This window comes from Oceanobacillus sp. M65 (assembly GCF_052246275.1).
GTDB lineage: Bacteria > Bacillota > Bacilli > Bacillales > Amphibacillaceae > Oceanobacillus_B > Oceanobacillus_B jordanicus.
This window is the reverse complement of record NZ_JBQQCJ010000003.1, coordinates 328,230-345,040: the sequence shown is the minus strand read 5'-3', so window position 1 is coordinate 345,040 and position 16,811 is coordinate 328,230. Positions and strand designations below refer to the sequence as shown.

Genomic DNA, 16,811 nt, shown 5'->3' with positions numbered 1-16,811 from the left:
AAATAAAAAGGGGAAACGACAAATGAATAAAGGGTTATCAGTTAAAACAATTGTAGCGATCGGGATTGGAGCAGCAATCTATGTTATTTTAGGAAGGTTTGCCTCCATACCCATTGCACCAAATACGTATGTGGAAACAACCTATCCATTTCTCGCATTGATGGCCGTTATCTTTGGTCCGATAGCAGGAGCGCTTATCGGATTTATCGGGCACGCTTTAAAGGATGCCATTTCATATGGCTCTGTTTGGTGGAGCTGGGTATTGGTTTCATTGTTTGTTGGATTTTTTATTGGACTTATTGCCAAACGAATCAATATCGAAGCAGGTGTGTTTGCTTCAAAACAAATTCTTTTATTTAATGTGATACAGGCTTCTGTCCAAGCAGTCGGTTGGATTTTAGTAGCTCCTATCCTTGATATTCTGATCTATGCAGAGCCTGCCAATAAAGTATTTACTCAAGGTGTTATCGCAGCAATATCGAATATTGCAATGGTTGGAATCCTGGGTACATTGTTACTTGTTGTCTATGCAAAAACACGCAGTCAAGGCAACAGTCTTTCTAAGGAATAAGGCGTCTAACACATTGGACGTCGCAGAAATTAAAGATAGCCCTAGGAGTAAATAATGAAAAAGCCAATTGTTTCATTTAAAGATTTTACATTTAAATACCGAAGTCAAACAGAGCCGTCACTAACAAATATTAATTTAACCATATACGAAGGTGAGAAAGTATTAATTGTTGGCCCATCTGGTTCTGGGAAAAGTACGTTAGCACATTGTATAAATGGTCTTGTTCCTTTCGCTTATAAAGGAGATATAGCAGGAAGCCTTACGATTAATGGCATGGAAACAAAAGAGCTAGACCTGTTTACGTTATCCAAAGTGGTTGGGACCGTTATGCAAGACCCAGATGGACAGTTTATTGGACTAACCGTTGGTGAGGATATTGCCTTTGCACTAGAAAACGACGCTGTAGCAAACGAGCAAATGAAAGAGAGGGTGGAGCAAGTAGCACAGCTAGTAAATATGGAAAATTATTTAGAGTCCTCACTCCACCAACTATCTGGAGGGCAAAAACAGCGGGTTTCGCTTGGTGGTGTCATGGTTGATGATGTGGATGTACTCTTATTTGATGAGCCACTTGCAAATCTTGATCCAGCAACAGGGAAGTATTCCATTGCGCTCATTGACCAAATCCACAAGGAAAGTAATAAAACGATTATCATGATTGAACACCGTCTCGAGGATGTATTATATCGTGATGTGGATCGTATCATTGTTGTAAATGATGGGGAAATCGTGTCAGATTCCACCCCTGATGAATTACTATCATCAACAGTATTGTTGGAGAATAATATTCGAGAACCACTATACATTAGGGCAATGAAATATGCTGGTTGTACGATTACAGAAGCAATGAAACCAGCACATTCTGATACCATAGAAATAAATAAAGGAAAGTTACAGGATTGGTATGAGGATCGCCCTCATAAAGAACTGAATGAAAGCAGTTCTCCCATCCTTGAAGTTGATAATGTAACCTTTGCTTACGATACTGGAAAGACCGCTATCCAAGATATGTCCTTTACCATTCATCAAGGGGAAATGGTCAGCATAGTTGGCCAAAATGGAGCAGGAAAATCAACGGTATCAAAGTTAATCGTCGGTTTTGAAAAGGTACAGCGTGGCAGAATTCTTTATAAGGGGGAAGATATTACGTCAGATAGTATCCACCAACGCTCTGAGCGAATTGGAATGGTTATGCAAAATCCGAACCAGATGATTTCCAAGCATTTAATCTATGATGAGGTTGCGTTAGGACTGGTTAAACGGGGAATAGCAGATAATCTTATCAAGGAGCGAGTAGAAAAAATACTACGTATTTGCGGACTTTACCCTTTCCGAAACTGGCCGATAAGCGCACTTAGCTTTGGACAAAAAAAGCGGGTTACCATAGCATCTATTCTAGTGTTAGAGCCAGAGGTACTCATCCTTGATGAACCAACCGCAGGGCAAGATTTCCGCCATTATACAGAGATAATGGAATTTCTAGAGGATCTCAATCGACGGGGCATAACAATTATCATGATTACCCATGACATGCACCTTATGCTTGAATACACACCCCGTGCCATTGCAATTGTCCAAGGAAAGAAGATAGCAGATGACACAGCAGTAAATGTCTTAACGAATCAAGCAGTTATTCATGCTACTAACTTGAAGGTCACCTCCTTATTCGAACTGGCTGTCCGGGCCGATATTGCAGATCCAAGAGAGTTTGTAGCCCGTTTTATTGCCTATGATAGAGAGGTGAGAACATGGCAGTAGAAATGCTCGCCTACATAAAGAAGCAGTCACCAGTCCACGAACTTTCTGGTGCAACAAAGTTGATTATTTTTCTTTGCTGGTCGACAGCTGCCATGCTCACCTATGATACGTGGATCCTTTTGGCTTTACTTGTCATTAGCTTTGTTATCTTTAGATTATCTAAAATAAAAATAAGTGAGATCCGTTTCGTTTTAATGTTTATTTTGTTTTTTCTATTATTGAATAATATTGCAATATACCTTTTTTCTCCTCAAGAGGGAGTCAAAATTTATGGAACGAGCCATGTCCTTTGGGAAATAGCAGGCAGGTATAATGTTACATTAGAGCAGTTGTTTTATCACTTTAATATCACGTTAAAATATTTTGTTGTTATACCTGCAGCCCTATTATTTATTGTTACAACTCACCCAAGTGAGTTTGCCTCTTCTCTTAATCGTATTGGCGTACCTTATAAAATCGCTTATTCGGTATCCTTGACTTTACGTTATATCCCGGATATCCAACGTGAATTCAGAACCATTGCCCAAGCACAACAGGCTAGAGGAGCAGACCTGTCTAAAAATGAAAAACTGACAAAAAGAATAAAAAATGCAGCAGTAATTGTGATGCCATTAATATTCTCCAGTTTAGAAAGAATCGAAGTAATTAGTAATGCGATGGAGCTCCGGGGATTTGGGAAAAAGAAAAAGCGTACGTGGTACAATGCCACAGCTTTTCGACGGGCAGATTATATTACAATCGTTACGGGTGTGGTTTTACTGATTCTGTCATTGGTCATAACGTTTTATGATGGCAGTCGCTTCTATAACCCGTTTTACTAAAGGTGAATGCATGTATTTCGCATTCGCCTTTTACCATTAGAAGGGTGTTACATAGTATCTAGCATTAGTTAAAAGACTTTTTAAGATTACGATGTTTCACGCACTTCATATTTTCAATGTCTGATATTTTTGATATGTTTAATGAAAAGAAACGGAGGTTTTCGTACTGAGCTGGAAGGATACGTTTTACGATAAATTAATGGATTCTTATAATGATACGCTGAATTATGATGGTATCTCAGGAAAAAGAATGGCAGCAAGATTTGCAGCGCTGTCCGAAATTGGCCTCACCGCAGATAAAGGTTCAAACCGCCCTGGTTATTCTCAGGAAGAGAAGCAAGCAAAGGATATGGTTGCAGTTTGGATGTCGGAGGCTGGTCTTGCCGTCCATCGTGACGAGGCTGGTAATGTGTTCGGTCGACTTGCTGGTAAACAAGATCATTTACCCGCCATTTTAAGTGGCTCTCATGTAGACAGTGTGCCAAACGGCGGTCACTTTGATGGGCCCTTAGGGGTTCTTGCTGCACTAGAAGTAGCAGAAGCCTGGAAGGAAACGGGATACCAGCCGGAAAAGCCATATGAAGTTGTCATCTTTAGTGACGAAGAAGGGGCTCGTTTCAATGGTGGCTTTAACGGTAGTGAAGGCCTAATGGGTTTTGGCAATTTGGAAGCTAAGAAAAAGTTAAAGGATAGTGACGGGAAGAACTTTTCAGAGGTACTGCAAGATGTAGGCCTATCTGCAGGAGACTATCCTAAAGCGAAACGGGCTGAAGAAACGATTGAAATGTTCGTGGAAGTCCATATTGAACAAGGAAAGCGCTTGGAAAAAGAAAACCTGCCCTGTGGCATTGTAACAGGGATTGCTGGTCCTTGTTGGCTTGAAGTGACATTTACTGGGGAAGCAGGACATGCAGGAAATACACCAATGCATGACAGAAAGGATGCACTAGTAGCAGCCTCTGCGTTTATTACAAAGGTAGCCAGCTTACCAGCCACTGTTAGTGATAGTGCGGTCGCGACAGTTGGAAAACTCCACGTGGAACCAAATGGTGTGAACGTAATCCCAGGAAAAGTAACTCTATATGTGGATATTCGAGATATTCACAAAGAGACTCGAAATAAACTAATTGAGGTGGTAAGGCAAACTGGTGAGGAGATTGCCTCCGCTCACAACACACAGATTACATACCATGAAACAATGCGTGTATCGCCAGTACCAATTAATGAGAAAACGCAGGACCTTTTGGAAGAAGCGATCCGATCCAAGGATGTAACTCCATTTCGGTTACCAAGTGGGGCAGGGCATGATGCAATGGTTGTGGGGGAAAAAATACCTGTTGCAATGCTATTCACGAAAAGTATTCATGGGGTGAGCCACCATCCTGATGAATGGTCTGAGTTAAGTGACTGTATTCAAACGGTTCACGTTCTTAAATCATTTTTAGAAAAGATCCAACAACGGGGAATGTAAACGTGAGGATATTTTGGCTTCGATTTAGTGTTCTTAGCATACTATGGATATGTATGATTACATTGGGAAGTAACCTTCTTTCAGTAAGTATCCTGTTTTTTGCTGCTTCACTTGCGGTATATTTTTTCCTGACGATGGGAAAATTCCCTATCACTCTAAACATTTTCCTTTTTGGGATTGGGATGGTGCATTTCTTGGTAGCTGGACAAGATGATGTATTTTGGACAATGGCTCTCTTCTACTTTTATTCTTTAGACGGGATTTATCGTATTCTTAAGCCAAGATCCTGGATTGTATTAACTGTTGGTTTACTTCTTTCGTTACTTTCTCTTACTTTACACGATCAATTGACTGTAAAAGGAATCTTGGTCCTTCTTGTTCTATATATTTTGGCAGCAAGGATTTCCATGATCGTTACACAAAGAGAGGAAATGCGTCAGCTATATGACCAACTACGTGGGGAATATCGCAGTGTTAAAAGGCTGAATTTAGCAGCAGAGCGGGATGCAAGATTAGAAGAGCGCACCAAAATAGCGCGAGATATTCATGATTCGGTGGGGCACCGGCTTACAGCATTAATTATGAAACTGGAAATGCTCTCCATCCAGCGAAAAACAGAGGATTATACAGAGTTAAAGCGGATGGCGACAGAGAGCCTTGAGGAAACAAGGCAAGCGGTCCGAGCCCTGAATATTGAGGAGAACGAAGGAATTGCCACTGTTGTACATCTAATTCGTAAACTTGAAGCAGAAAGTCATATTATGGTGCAATTCACCGTGAAACAAGGTGTTCTCTCTGCTTCACTTTCTAATGATAAGAGCGTTGCATTATACAGGGTTATTCAAGAAGCGCTGACGAATGCCATGCGTCATGCTCAAACAAGGGAAGTGCGTGTAACACTTGGTAAATCAGCTACAGGAGCTATTGCATTTGAAATCGAAAATTCATTACATAAAGCAACTTCTTTTAAAGAAGGCTTTGGCATATCGATGATGAGAAAGCGTGTTGGTGAGCTAGGTGGAAGCTTGGAAGTGATACAGACGAACAACAAATTTGTGGTTTCGGGGATGATTCCCAGTGAGGGTTAGGGGGATGAGAATGCAGGTTTTACTTGTAGAAGATCAAGTCATAGTAAGACAAGGTCTTAAGGTTATTTTGGAGCAGGATGAGAAGATAACAGTAGCTCATGAAGCGGCAAATGGACAGGAAGCCATTCACATATTGGAAAAGCATCTTATTGACTTTGTGATGATGGATGTACGGATGCCTGTGATGAATGGGATAGAAGCCACAAGCGTAATTAAACAAAAGTGGCCCCATGTTAAGATACTCATTTTAACTACCTTTAACGATGATGCATATGCAGTGGAAGCACTAAGGCAAGGTGCAAATGGCTTTTTACTTAAGACCTCAGAGTCAGCAAAATTAATTGCTGCAGTACATAGCTGTATGAACGGTGGTCTAACGTTACACGAAGAAGTGGCAGCAAAAGTGATGCCGAAATTATTAGAGCGTTCAACCGAGACGCCACGATCTGAAGTCTCTCTATCTGATAGAGAAATGGCCATCACAAAGCTCGTGGGTGAGGGGAAAACGAATAAAGAAATTGCCTCTGCACTATTCTTGTCTGTTGGAACGGTTAAGAATCATCTAACCCATATTTTGCAGAAAACAGGGCAGCGTGACCGCACACAGCTTGCCATTTATGCTATAAAGCATGACATATCTGATTAACATCTAAAAGCTCTCCATCGGGTGAGCTTTTTTTGCACGCTAGTAAATTTTTCATAGGTAGAATTTTTAAGATTACGACAATAAAAGGCATATTAAAGAAGTGACTTAAGTCATAATGAGAAGAAGCATTACATGACTGCAGACAGTATGCTTCAGCTATGTTTTATCTTAAGATTAAATGGAAGGAGGCGAGAAAACAACATGTTGGAATTAGATGGTCTTTCAAAAAAATTTAAACAGTTTTATGCAGTAAAGAGTTTAAATATGTTTGTTGAACGCGGAGAAATCATTGGTTTACTAGGTCCAAATGGTGCTGGTAAATCTACAGCTATTTCGATGATTTCCTCCTTAGCAGAACCCACTGCTGGGGATGTCCGTTATAATAATAAAAGTATTTTAAAAAAACCAGGTGAATTCCGTAAAATCGTAGGAATGGTTCCCCAGGAGATTGCCTTATATACGGACCTTACAGCAGAAGAGAATTTGCAGTTTTTCGGTAGAATGTATCGACTCAAAGGCTCCATTTTAAAAAAGAGAATACAGGAAATTCTTGATTTGGTTGGGTTGGCAGATAGAAAGAAGGATGTGGTACAGACTTTTTCTGGTGGAATGAAGCGCCGACTTAATATTGGCGTTGCATTATTACATGACCCAGAGCTGCTTATTATGGATGAACCGACAGTGGGAATAGATCCGCAATCACGAAATTATATTCTGGAAACCGTAAAGCGACTAAATAAAGAAAGGGCTATGACGGTAATTTACACAAGTCATTACATGGAAGAGGTAGAGTTTCTATGTGATCGTATTTATATTATGGACCAAGGAAACCTTATTGCATCTGGTACTAATGAAGAGATTAAACGTATTTTATCTTCAGAAAAAACCATTTCCATAAAGAGTGATCAACTCAACGAGCAACTTATTTCCATGTTGCAAGAGCACCCGCTTGTTAATCGTGTTTTGAGCACAGATAAAGAGATCACGCTTATGGTAGCAAAAGAAGTGAGCATGTTTGGTGACTTAACGAAACTTGCTGAGACTGCAGGCATCGAATTAACGTCTGTTCATAATAAAACGCCTACTCTGGAGGATGTATTCTTACACCTCACAGGTCGTGCTTTAAGGGATTAGGGGTGTAGGAATGATAGGACAAATTATAAAAAAGCAAGCCTTGGTACTCATTCGCAATCCCGTGCAATTATTATTACTCGTCGGATTACCAATCATCCTCATTTTAATACTAGGCGTGGCACTAAGTAGTTTTATGAACGGAGAAAGCCCGAATATTCAAGTAAAGCTAGGAATTGTAGAGCAAGAACAAGAGGACGTTCAGTTAGAAAGGTTTAGTGAGGATAAGAAGGGAGAACTTCCGCCGGCTGTATTAAACCAACTAGATAATATGCTACCGATACAACGGTTGAAAGAAGATGTTTTTGGTAGTGATGAAGCTACAAAGTATATTATGTTAGAGGAAATATCACCATCGGATAAGGAAAAGGTGTTGGATGACAACACCTATACTGCCCTAATAGAGGTCCCTGATAATTTCACATATGAAATATTGGAGTACTCCTTGTTAGGTGAGGAAAACCAGCCTTCTCTACAGCTGTTTACCAATACGGAACATCAGCTTGGTGTAAGCATTGTAGATGGTATTCTCACGCAATATCAGGAACAGCTTACATTGCAAACATTTTTACAAGAGGAAGACATTAATCCAGAAAACCTTGAAGAAAATCTACAAAATGTTACAGCAGATGTCATGACATTGAATCAACAGTCCCCAGTTAGCTCAAAAGATTATTATACCGTTGGGATGGCTGTAATGAACGTCTTGTTTATTGCCTCCGCAATTGGATCGATTGCATTTCTCGAGAAAAATATTTTTGTTTTTGACCGAATTATATTGGCAAATGTCTCAAGGTGGGTTTACTTTGTCGGTATTCTTCTATCTGGTATGATATTTGCATTTTTACACTTGCTTATCATCTTTGGATTTTCCTGGATTGTCTTTGGTGTCACATGGCCTGACTTGCTTGGGTTTATCTTTGTTACAACGGCGTATGCTTTAGCGGTTGGTGGGATTGCTGTATTACTAACAGCCTTGAGCTATCGCCTCCACTCTGAGGTAATTACTAACTTTTTCTCCAATATTCTTGTATCCTTGATGGCTTTACTAGGTGGAAGTTTCTTCCCACTTGGAGATTCATCTACATTTATTGCAACATTAGGAAATTTAACACCAAATGGTGCGGGAATGTCGGCCTATATTACGTTGTTGCGTGGCAATGAATTAAGTGATGTTACCGATCACGTAGCATTTCTGCTATTGTTCGGGTTTGTTTCCATTGTTATTGCAGCTTGGAGTTTTCCAAAGAGGGGGGCTGCATTATGATTGGTATACTTCTCACAAAAATACGCATGTTTATACGCAACCCTTGGACATTTATTATCTTTACTGTTATGTCGATTGGCTTTGCTCTCATCATAGGCGGTAATGGCGCTGCTACAACCATCTCTGTACCAATTTATGCTGAGGATAATTCAGTTAAAGGTTCAACACTTGAGAAAGTACTAAAAGAGGATGAAGCATTTCGATTTAATTGGTTGAAAGAAGAAGAGGAGATGCTTGAGCAAATTGAGTATGGGAAAGCGGAAGTTGGCGTAATTCTTCGTGATACTTCCTATCAACTCATAGTTGGAGTGGACTCCCCAAATGCTACCATGATTGAGCAAGCCATCCAGCGAGCTTATCGGGCACATAACCTTGAAACGGCACTATTAGAGGTTTCCGCTACGAATGCCGAGGAAGAACGTGTGTCGGTTCTTGAAGCGTTTGATAAATCGATGAATATACCTGCCTTTGAAATGGAGACAACAAGTTTCCGTAGCGAGGATGCCGTTATTTATGATAATACTTTTCAAACATTGTTTGGCTTTACTCTATTTTTTGTGATCTATACGATTGCCTATAAGCTACAACCAATTCTAGTAGAAAAGCGTGATGGGATTTGGGATCGTATGATCTTATCCCCAGTAAGAAAATGGGAAGTTTATGTGGCCAACTTGGTTTATAGTTTTATAGAAGGCTATGTTCAGATTGTAATTATCTTCTGTATTTTCCGATTTTGGATAGGTGTTGATTTCCATGGGAAATTCTTAGAAGCGTTGCTGTTGATAACACCTTATATATTTTCCATAGTGGCACTATCTATATTGTTTACCGCGATAGTGAAGAATGTCCAACAGTTTACTGCGATTATCCCCATTATCGCAGTAAGTATGGCGATGATTGGTGGGGCGTACTGGCCGCTCGAAATTGTGGAATCTAAGATTCTAATTACAATTTCTAAGATTAACCCATTAACATATGGAATGGAAATATTGAACGGTGTGGTACTATATGGGTATACCCTTGAGGACTTATTATTCCCTATCAGTATTTTAGTGTTAATGGGAGTAGTGATGACAGGGCTTGGCATCCATCTGATGGAGAGAAGACATGTTTAAAGAGCTGGTTACCGACCAGCTCTTTTTTTAACGTCCCATCGTGAAGAGTAGAATTCACATGAGAAACTTGCTATAATCTTCCTTATAGCTTAATTTTACATTAAAATGAATCACCATTCATTTGGAAAAGAAGGAATACAAAAATGAAAAACATCTTTAGAATATTTTCAAAAGACGTAAAGAACACGGGAACAAACTGGGTAGCGTTAATACTGATAGGTGGACTAATTATATTACCATCACTTTATGCGTGGTTTAATATTAAAGCTTCCTGGGACCCATATGGGCAGACAGATCAAATTCCAATAGGTGTAGTCAACGAGGATACAGGTGCAACAGTAAGAGATGAAGATATTGATGTTGGGCAGGAGCTTGTTGATAACTTGAAGGAAAATCGATCAATGGATTGGCACTTCGAGGATAGAGATGAGGCAATGGATAACTTAGAAAACGGAGATTATTTTGCTGTTATTGTCATCCCGGAAAACTTCTCCAGTAAACTAAGTACAGTTGTTAACGACAAGCCGGAGAAAGCGGAGATGGAATATTACGTTAACGAGAAAATCAATGCCATTGCCCCAAAAATCACGGATAAAGGTGCTTCCGCCATTACTGATGAGATTAGTAGTAATTTCATATCTACAGTAAATGGTGTCATTTTTGACATGTTTAATAATATTGGAATCGAGCTAGAACAGGATTTACCAGATATCGAACGATTCGAGAATTATATATTCAATTTGGAAGAAAATCTACCTGAGATTAAACAGCTTGTCGATCAATCATTATCAGATGCTAGTAGCGCAGAGGAAATGATTAACCAAGCCCAGGCGCTTGTCCCTGAGGCGGAGCAAGTTACCAACGATGGGCTGAATACCATCGATAATACGACTGCATTTTTAAATAAAGCTGAGGACCGGCTTAATGAAGTCGCACCACAGATTCAAGCAGACTTAGAACGTGTTCAGCAGGTAGCGGATGAAACGAACACATTTCTTAAGGAGGTTCAATCTGCTGGAATCGATTTCGGAAGTGGTACTGATTTGACTAATCAATTGGATGAACAAGTAACACAGCAAATTGAGGCTATTTCATCTATTGAAGAGATGTTAAGACAAGTACAGCAACAACAAAATGAGAATGTGGAAGAAGGCGAAAATGCAGATACCCCTGATCAAGGGGCAGGAGAAGGTAACCAGGGACAGGGAAGTCAACAAATTGAGCAGGCACTACAAGAGTTGGCGACTATCCGTGCAGGTCTTGAGACAGCTCAGGAGCGTAGTAATGATGTCCGTACCTTTATTCAGGATAAGCAATCAGAAGTAGAAGCGGTATTTAATGATCTGCAAGGCTTGGTTGAAAATACCTCCGCAAATATTGATGCGTTTGTAACAGAGTACAATGAAAACATCGAACCAACAGTTTTAGCTGAAGTGGACAGTGCGAAAACAACGCTTGCTGAAGCACGTGGTATCTTGGTGGATATTCAGACTGCTATTCCTGAGGTGGAAAGAATTCTTGGAAGTACAGAGGCTGATCTTGGCGAAGGAAAAGACATGCTAGAGAAGGTCCAGAATGAGTTTCCATATGTAAACGATAAGGTGAATGAACTAGCGGATCGTATACGGGAAATACAAGGGGAAACCGATATTGGTGAGATGATTGAACTGCTACAAAATGATCCAGAGGCCGAACAAGGATTTTTTGCCGAACCAGTTCAGCTTAATGAAAATAAACTTTTCCCTATAGAAAATTATGGTTCAGGAATGACTCCTTTCTATACGGTGCTTGCGATCTGGGTAGGTGGCTTACTACTTATTTCGTTACTTTCTACAGATACAACAAATATGGAGAGCTATTCATCGAGACAGGTTTATTTTGGTAAATTATTCACCTTTATAACGATTGGCCTTTTGCAATCGACCATTGTGTCATTGGGGGATATTTTCCTATTGGATGTTTCCATGGCAAGTCCTGGTTGGTTTGTACTATTTGGATTACTGATCAGCCTCGTGTTTATGATTATTATTTACACACTCGTATCTGTCTTTGGAGATATTGGAAAGGCGATGGTCATAGTATTGCTGGTTCTGCAAATTGCTGGTTCGGGCGGTACGTATCCTGTAGTCCTTTTACCAGAATTCTTCCAAGTTATCCATCCATTCTTGCCGTTTAGCTATGCAATTGATCTTATGCGGGAAGCTGTAGGCGGAATTGTTTGGGACCGAGTCCTACATGATATTTTGTTCCTCGGCATTTTCGGAATCGCAGCCATTATACTAGGAGCATTTTTAAAACAGCCAATTAATAGACAATCTAAAAAGATTAAACAAAAATCAAAAGAATCAGGACTGTTTCACTAAATTGGAATATATAAAGGGGTGTGCGCCACTTTCTGGGTTGGTTGCGTCAGATCAGTGGTGTGATGCGTCACTTACGAGGTTGGTTGCGTCAGATCAGTGGTGTGATGCGCCACTTACGAGGTTGGTTGCGTCAGATCAGTGATGAGATGCGTCACTTTCGAGGATTGCTGCGTCAGTACGGTGGTGTGATGCGCCCCTTTCAAGGATAGCTGCCTCGGATCATGTGGTCCTGCTACCCTAACTGGTTTCGCGGCACTTTTTACTATATAAATATTAAAAAGGGAGAGGATACTTTTGAAAATAAATGATGAAGCAAGAGCAACACTGTTGGATGAGGTTACGGGGCTAGGGGATGAGGAATTAAATAAACGCCCAAGCACTGGTGGCTGGTCAATCGCACAGGTTATGGAACACTTATACTTAATGGAACGCGCTGTCGTTTATAATATTCAACATGCTCTTGAAAATGGCTCGATTAAGGAAGTTAGTTCTAAACCTATTGAACTCACAGTAAACAGGTCCAGAAAAGTAGAGGCTCCGGAATTTGTGCAACCAAGTGAATCTTCTATGAAGCTTAAAGATTTGCAACAGAAATTGCAGACGTCCCATGAGGCATTGCGGGGGATTTATACTACTGTTGATGAAAAACGATTAGTAGAAAAAACGGCCGTGCACCCAGTATTCGGTGAAATGAACTTGTTCCAATGGATCCCCTTTGTCGGATACCATGAGCAAAGGCATATTGACCAAATTAAAGAGATAAAAGAAACGCTTTAACTAAATAAATAGTTGAAAGAGGACGGAACATAACAAAAAGTTTTAGTCAAAAGACGGATGATAGCTAGAATAAGCGTAAGAAATATACGGAGACTCCGATGGGAGGAAGGCCTAGGCGAGACCCCGGAATGCGGAGCATCCGGAGGCTCACCAGCCGCCCATGGAAAGCGAAGTATATTTCTGAAGCGGTTCTTCAGACACCATTCTTTCGGACTTATCTTTTGTGAAATTAATTTTGTCCCGCCCTCTTTTCTTGTACTTTAGAAAGCTCTTCTGTAAACATGTACCAGTTGAGACAGGGTTCATTCTACGCTATTTTCTAGTATAATAGAATAATAGGAGTAGAGCAGAGAGGGGAAGACATCGTGAAGAAAAAACGTATTATTGGTATAGGTATTGGAATTCTTTCTATCCTGCTAGTAATAGATATTATAGCAAGCTATTATTTTTATAATTTAGCCATTGAGCGAAATGTAAAAGACTTCTTGCAGGGGAATGCAGACCTTGAAGTTTCAGCTGAGGCAATGGATGTATTTATAGAGGGTGATTGGCGAGAATGGGTCGATAACCAAGACTTCGAACATTGGGAAATGACTTCCTACGATGGGTTGGAGTTAAAAGGATACTATCTCCCAGCAAAGGAACCTACAAACAAGACAGTTGTATTAGCTCATGGTTACTTAGGGAACGCGAGAGATATGGGACTATACGGCCAATATTATTACGAAGAATTGGGCTACAATATTTTCACAGCTGATATGAGAGGACATGGTAACAGTGGGGGAGATTATATTGGATTCGGCTGGCATGATCGGTTGGATTATCTAGATTGGATGGATAAGATAATAGAAAAAACAGGTGATGATACAGAAATTGTAATGCATGGCGTTTCGATGGGCGCTGCTACGGTGTTAATGGCAAGTGGAGAAAAGGATCTTCAACCAAATGTAAAAGCTGTTGTAGCAGATAGTCCATATACAAGTGTTTACGATATGTTTGACTATCAGTTGGAACGAATGTTTCATCTACCTGCTTTCCCTATACTACCTAGTACTAGTGTAGTGACGAAAATGAAGGCTGGTTATTCTTTATCAGAAGCATCCGCCCTCGATCAAGTGAAAAAAGCTGAAGTACCTATACTTTATATTCATGGGAATGCCGACACCTTTGTACCAACTAAAATGACGGAAGAGCTATTGGAAAATACAAAGAGTGAGGCAGAGATGATTACCTTTGACGGGGCAGGACATGGAGAGGCATTTGTCACCCAAGAAGATCGGTATGTATCGAAGCTCAATGAGTTTTTGGAAAAGCATATTAAGGAATAAAGAAAAGGAAGCCTTCACTTCAAGTGGGGGCTTTTTTTATTCATTAAATATACAACAAAATACAATTATTTTGCATAAATCTGCATAAATATAAGAAATAATTAATAAATATACTTGAAATATTGTTAGAAGATATTTATACTAATGAATAATTAAAAAATTCAGCTGCGCGTGAAAGGGTGATGATTTGAAAAATGCGGCAATTGTTGGCGGAACCGGTTATGGAGCTTTAGAACTCATCAGGCTACTACATACGCATACAGAAATAAAGCTAGTGAAAGTTATTTCCCATTCACAGGATGGCATGGCAATTTCTTCTGTTTACCCACATTTGAAGAGCATGGAGGATATTGCCCTGGAAATATTAGAAATTCCTGCGCTTCTCCAAGGTATAGACATTATATTTTTTGCTACTCCTGCGGGCATTGCAAAAAATATTATACCTGAATTAGCAGATAGCGGGATGCAATGTATCGATTTGTCTGGGGATTTGCGACTATCCTCACGGGAGCAATACAAAGCATGGTACAAAGCAGAAGCAGCGAATGAAGGTTTATTGGATACAGCGGTATACGGACTTTCTGAGATTAATCGAAGCCAGATAAAGGAGGCGACGATCCTATCTAATCCGGGTTGTTTTCCAACAGCAGCATTACTTGGATTAATTCCTGCTTTACAGCATGAACACATACATACAGAAGGAATTATTATTGATGGAAAAACAGGCGTTTCTGGAGCGGGAAAGACACCTTCTGTACGGACACATTTTCCAGAGACCAATGACAATCTTACACCATATAAAATTGGCGAGCATCAGCATATTCCCGAGATTGACCAATATCTTAGCGAACACTCCAACGTGGCTGTACATGCTACCCTGACTACACATTTGGTTCCGATGACGAGAGGTATTGTTTGTACGATATACGGCAGGCTTACCGATCAGCAAGCCACTGAAAGATTAATAGAAGAATATCAACATTTTTATGAGAAAGACCGGTTCGTCAGGGTGCTCAATGAAAGGGAATTTCCAAGCACAAAAGGCGTATATGGAAGCAATTTTTGTGATATTGGATTACATGTAGACACTAGAACGAACCAGCTGATTATCATTTCAGCTATTGATAATTTAATGAAGGGAGCAGCAGGGCAGGCGATTCAAAATGTAAATATCATGAATGGATGGGATGAGCGTAAAGGTTTAAATCACATCCCCATGTATCCATAGAAAGGGTGAAAGCATGGTAACGATACAGAGTGAGGCAATTAAAGTGTTGAAAGAGGGACATGTAACAACTCCGAAAGGCTTTACGGCAGGTGGGCTACATTGTGGCATTCGCAAAAAAAGACGTGACTTTGGTTGGATTCACTCTGTTACACCTGCTGTGGCAGCAGGTGTATATACAATGAATGTATTCCAGGCAGCACCATTAAAGATAACGAGGCAAGCAATCAATGAAACGAGTCACTTACAAGCTATTATTGTGAATTCTGGTATTGCGAATGCTTGTACAGGTAAACAAGGTGACTTGGATGCAGAGGAGATGCAGAAAAAAGCTGCAGCAAAGCTAAACATTCCAGCAAACCATGTGGCAATTGCATCGACTGGACTTATTGGCAGCCCACTCCCAATGGAAAAAATAAACAAAGCGATCCACGGAATAACTATTGATAAAGAAGCAAATCCACAGCATTTTGAAGATGCCATCTTAACCACGGATACAGTAACAAAGCATGTTGCAGTACAACTGGAGGTTGATGGGAAAACAATTACCATTGGTGGGGCTGCAAAAGGATCTGGAATGATTCACCCGAATATGGCTACCATGCTTGGTTTTATTACAACCGATGCAGCGATAGAAGCCGAAAGTCTCCAGCTGGCACTAAAACAAACAACGGATACGACATTTAATATGATCACGGTCGATGGTGATTGCAGTACGAATGACATGGTTCTGGTCATGGCAAATGGACAACAGGAAAATCATCCACTTAACCAATCACATCCCCAATGGTCTCTATTCGTCGATGCTCTAAAAATGGTGAGTGAAGAGCTCGCCAAAATGATTGCTCGGGATGGGGAAGGTGCTAGTAAATTAATAGAGGTGAAGGTAACGGGTGCTCCGACGCAGGATGCTGCATCTCACGTTGCAAAAGCTGTGATTTCTTCTAACCTTGTTAAGACTGCTGTTTATGGCGCAGACCCAAATTGGGGAAGGATTATTTGTGCAGTTGGCTATAGTGAGCAGCCAGTGAATCCAGATAAGGTCTGTATTGAGATCGGAGAAATACCTGTAGTGAAAGAAGGCATACCAGTAGCGTTTGATGAACTGGACGGAAAGCAGTACCTACAACAAGACAATATAACATTACATGTGAATTTGCAGGACGGACGATATAATGCGACCGCATGGGGCTGTGACTTAACGTACGATTACGTCAAAATTAATGCTTCCTATCGAACGTGAGGTGTCG

Annotated in this window: 14 protein-coding genes; all 14 read left to right on the top strand. The window is 40.4% G+C overall.

Annotation, left to right across the window (positions count from 1 at the left end):
* The first annotated feature begins 22 nt into the window (after window positions 1-22).
* The 14 genes from ACTWPF_RS13855 (at window position 23) to argJ (ending at window position 16,804) form a co-directional block, all read left to right on the top strand.
* Window positions 23-571 carry an ECF-type riboflavin transporter substrate-binding protein gene (locus tag ACTWPF_RS13855; RefSeq protein WP_238018695.1) on the top strand — a complete coding sequence of 183 codons (549 nt, stop codon included), beginning with the start codon at window positions 23-25 and terminating at the stop codon, window positions 569-571.
* 54 nt (window positions 572-625) lie between these two features.
* Entirely contained in the window at window positions 626-2,329 is a 1,704-nt protein-coding gene (locus ACTWPF_RS13850; protein WP_443149470.1) for an ABC transporter ATP-binding protein, read from the top strand.
* Window positions 2,320-3,150 (top strand): energy-coupling factor transporter transmembrane component T family protein, encoded by an 831-nt coding sequence (locus ACTWPF_RS13845; protein WP_443149469.1) that lies wholly within the window; start codon window positions 2,320-2,322, stop codon window positions 3,148-3,150. The genes ACTWPF_RS13850 and ACTWPF_RS13845 overlap by 10 nt, the downstream gene beginning before the upstream one ends.
* Window positions 3,151-3,349: 199 nt before the next feature.
* Window positions 3,350-4,621: a M20 family metallo-hydrolase gene (locus ACTWPF_RS13840; RefSeq protein ID WP_443149468.1), complete on the top strand. Its 1,272-nt coding sequence runs from the start codon at window positions 3,350-3,352 to the stop codon at window positions 4,619-4,621.
* A 2-nt stretch (window positions 4,622-4,623) separates the two neighbouring features.
* The gene (locus ACTWPF_RS13835; RefSeq protein WP_443149467.1) at window positions 4,624-5,709 is read left to right on the top strand and encodes a sensor histidine kinase; all 1,086 of its coding nucleotides are present in this window, start codon (window positions 4,624-4,626) and stop codon (window positions 5,707-5,709) included.
* A gap of 10 nt (window positions 5,710-5,719) precedes the next feature.
* Window positions 5,720-6,355 carry a response regulator transcription factor gene (locus ACTWPF_RS13830; protein ID WP_106896191.1) on the top strand — a complete coding sequence of 212 codons (636 nt, stop codon included), beginning with the start codon at window positions 5,720-5,722 and terminating at the stop codon, window positions 6,353-6,355.
* A gap of 201 nt (window positions 6,356-6,556) precedes the next feature.
* Complete coding sequence (locus ACTWPF_RS13825; RefSeq protein ID WP_443149466.1) at window positions 6,557-7,489, top strand: ABC transporter ATP-binding protein; 933 nt, start codon at window positions 6,557-6,559, stop codon at window positions 7,487-7,489.
* Between the two features lie 10 nt (window positions 7,490-7,499).
* A complete protein-coding gene (locus tag ACTWPF_RS13820) occupies window positions 7,500-8,753 on the top strand; it encodes an ABC transporter permease (RefSeq protein ID WP_443149465.1) in 1,254 nt (417 codons plus the stop codon).
* Entirely contained in the window at window positions 8,750-9,868 is a 1,119-nt protein-coding gene (locus ACTWPF_RS13815) for an ABC transporter permease (protein ID WP_443149464.1), read from the top strand. Before ACTWPF_RS13820 ends, ACTWPF_RS13815 begins: the two co-directional genes overlap by 4 nt.
* A gap of 143 nt (window positions 9,869-10,011) precedes the next feature.
* Complete coding sequence (locus ACTWPF_RS13810) at window positions 10,012-12,231, top strand: YhgE/Pip domain-containing protein (protein ID WP_202606505.1); 2,220 nt, start codon at window positions 10,012-10,014, stop codon at window positions 12,229-12,231.
* 294 nt (window positions 12,232-12,525) lie between these two features.
* Entirely contained in the window at window positions 12,526-13,008 is a 483-nt protein-coding gene (locus ACTWPF_RS13805; RefSeq protein ID WP_443149463.1) for a DinB family protein, read from the top strand.
* A gap of 362 nt (window positions 13,009-13,370) precedes the next feature.
* Window positions 13,371-14,336: an alpha/beta hydrolase gene (locus ACTWPF_RS13800; RefSeq protein ID WP_420830793.1), complete on the top strand. Its 966-nt coding sequence runs from the start codon at window positions 13,371-13,373 to the stop codon at window positions 14,334-14,336.
* A 187-nt stretch (window positions 14,337-14,523) separates the two neighbouring features.
* Window positions 14,524-15,564, top strand: coding sequence for an N-acetyl-gamma-glutamyl-phosphate reductase (gene argC / locus ACTWPF_RS13795; protein ID WP_443149462.1), 1,041 nt, complete (start codon window positions 14,524-14,526; stop codon window positions 15,562-15,564).
* A gap of 13 nt (window positions 15,565-15,577) precedes the next feature.
* Window positions 15,578-16,804 (top strand): bifunctional glutamate N-acetyltransferase/amino-acid acetyltransferase ArgJ, encoded by a 1,227-nt coding sequence (gene argJ / locus ACTWPF_RS13790; protein WP_443149461.1) that lies wholly within the window; start codon window positions 15,578-15,580, stop codon window positions 16,802-16,804.
* Window positions 16,805-16,811: the final 7 nt, after the last annotated feature.

Bases quoted from the DNA above. Each gene is read 5' to 3' on its own strand.
- ACTWPF_RS13855 (WP_238018695.1), top strand. From the start codon at position 23: ATGAATAAAGGGTTATCAGTTAAAACAATTGTAGCGATCGGGATTGGA.
- ACTWPF_RS13850 (WP_443149470.1), top strand. From the start codon at position 626: ATGAAAAAGCCAATTGTTTCATTTAAAGATTTTACATTTAAATACCGA.
- ACTWPF_RS13845 (WP_443149469.1), top strand. From the start codon at position 2,320: ATGGCAGTAGAAATGCTCGCCTACATAAAGAAGCAGTCACCAGTCCAC.
- ACTWPF_RS13840 (WP_443149468.1), top strand. From the start codon at position 3,350: ATGGATTCTTATAATGATACGCTGAATTATGATGGTATCTCAGGAAAA.
- ACTWPF_RS13830 (WP_106896191.1), top strand. From the start codon at position 5,720: ATGCAGGTTTTACTTGTAGAAGATCAAGTCATAGTAAGACAAGGTCTT.
- ACTWPF_RS13825 (WP_443149466.1), top strand. From the start codon at position 6,557: ATGTTGGAATTAGATGGTCTTTCAAAAAAATTTAAACAGTTTTATGCA.
- ACTWPF_RS13820 (WP_443149465.1), top strand. From the start codon at position 7,500: ATGATAGGACAAATTATAAAAAAGCAAGCCTTGGTACTCATTCGCAAT.
- ACTWPF_RS13815 (WP_443149464.1), top strand. From the start codon at position 8,750: ATGATTGGTATACTTCTCACAAAAATACGCATGTTTATACGCAACCCT.
- ACTWPF_RS13810 (WP_202606505.1), top strand. From the start codon at position 10,012: ATGAAAAACATCTTTAGAATATTTTCAAAAGACGTAAAGAACACGGGA.
- argJ (WP_443149461.1), top strand. From the start codon at position 15,578: ATGGTAACGATACAGAGTGAGGCAATTAAAGTGTTGAAAGAGGGACAT.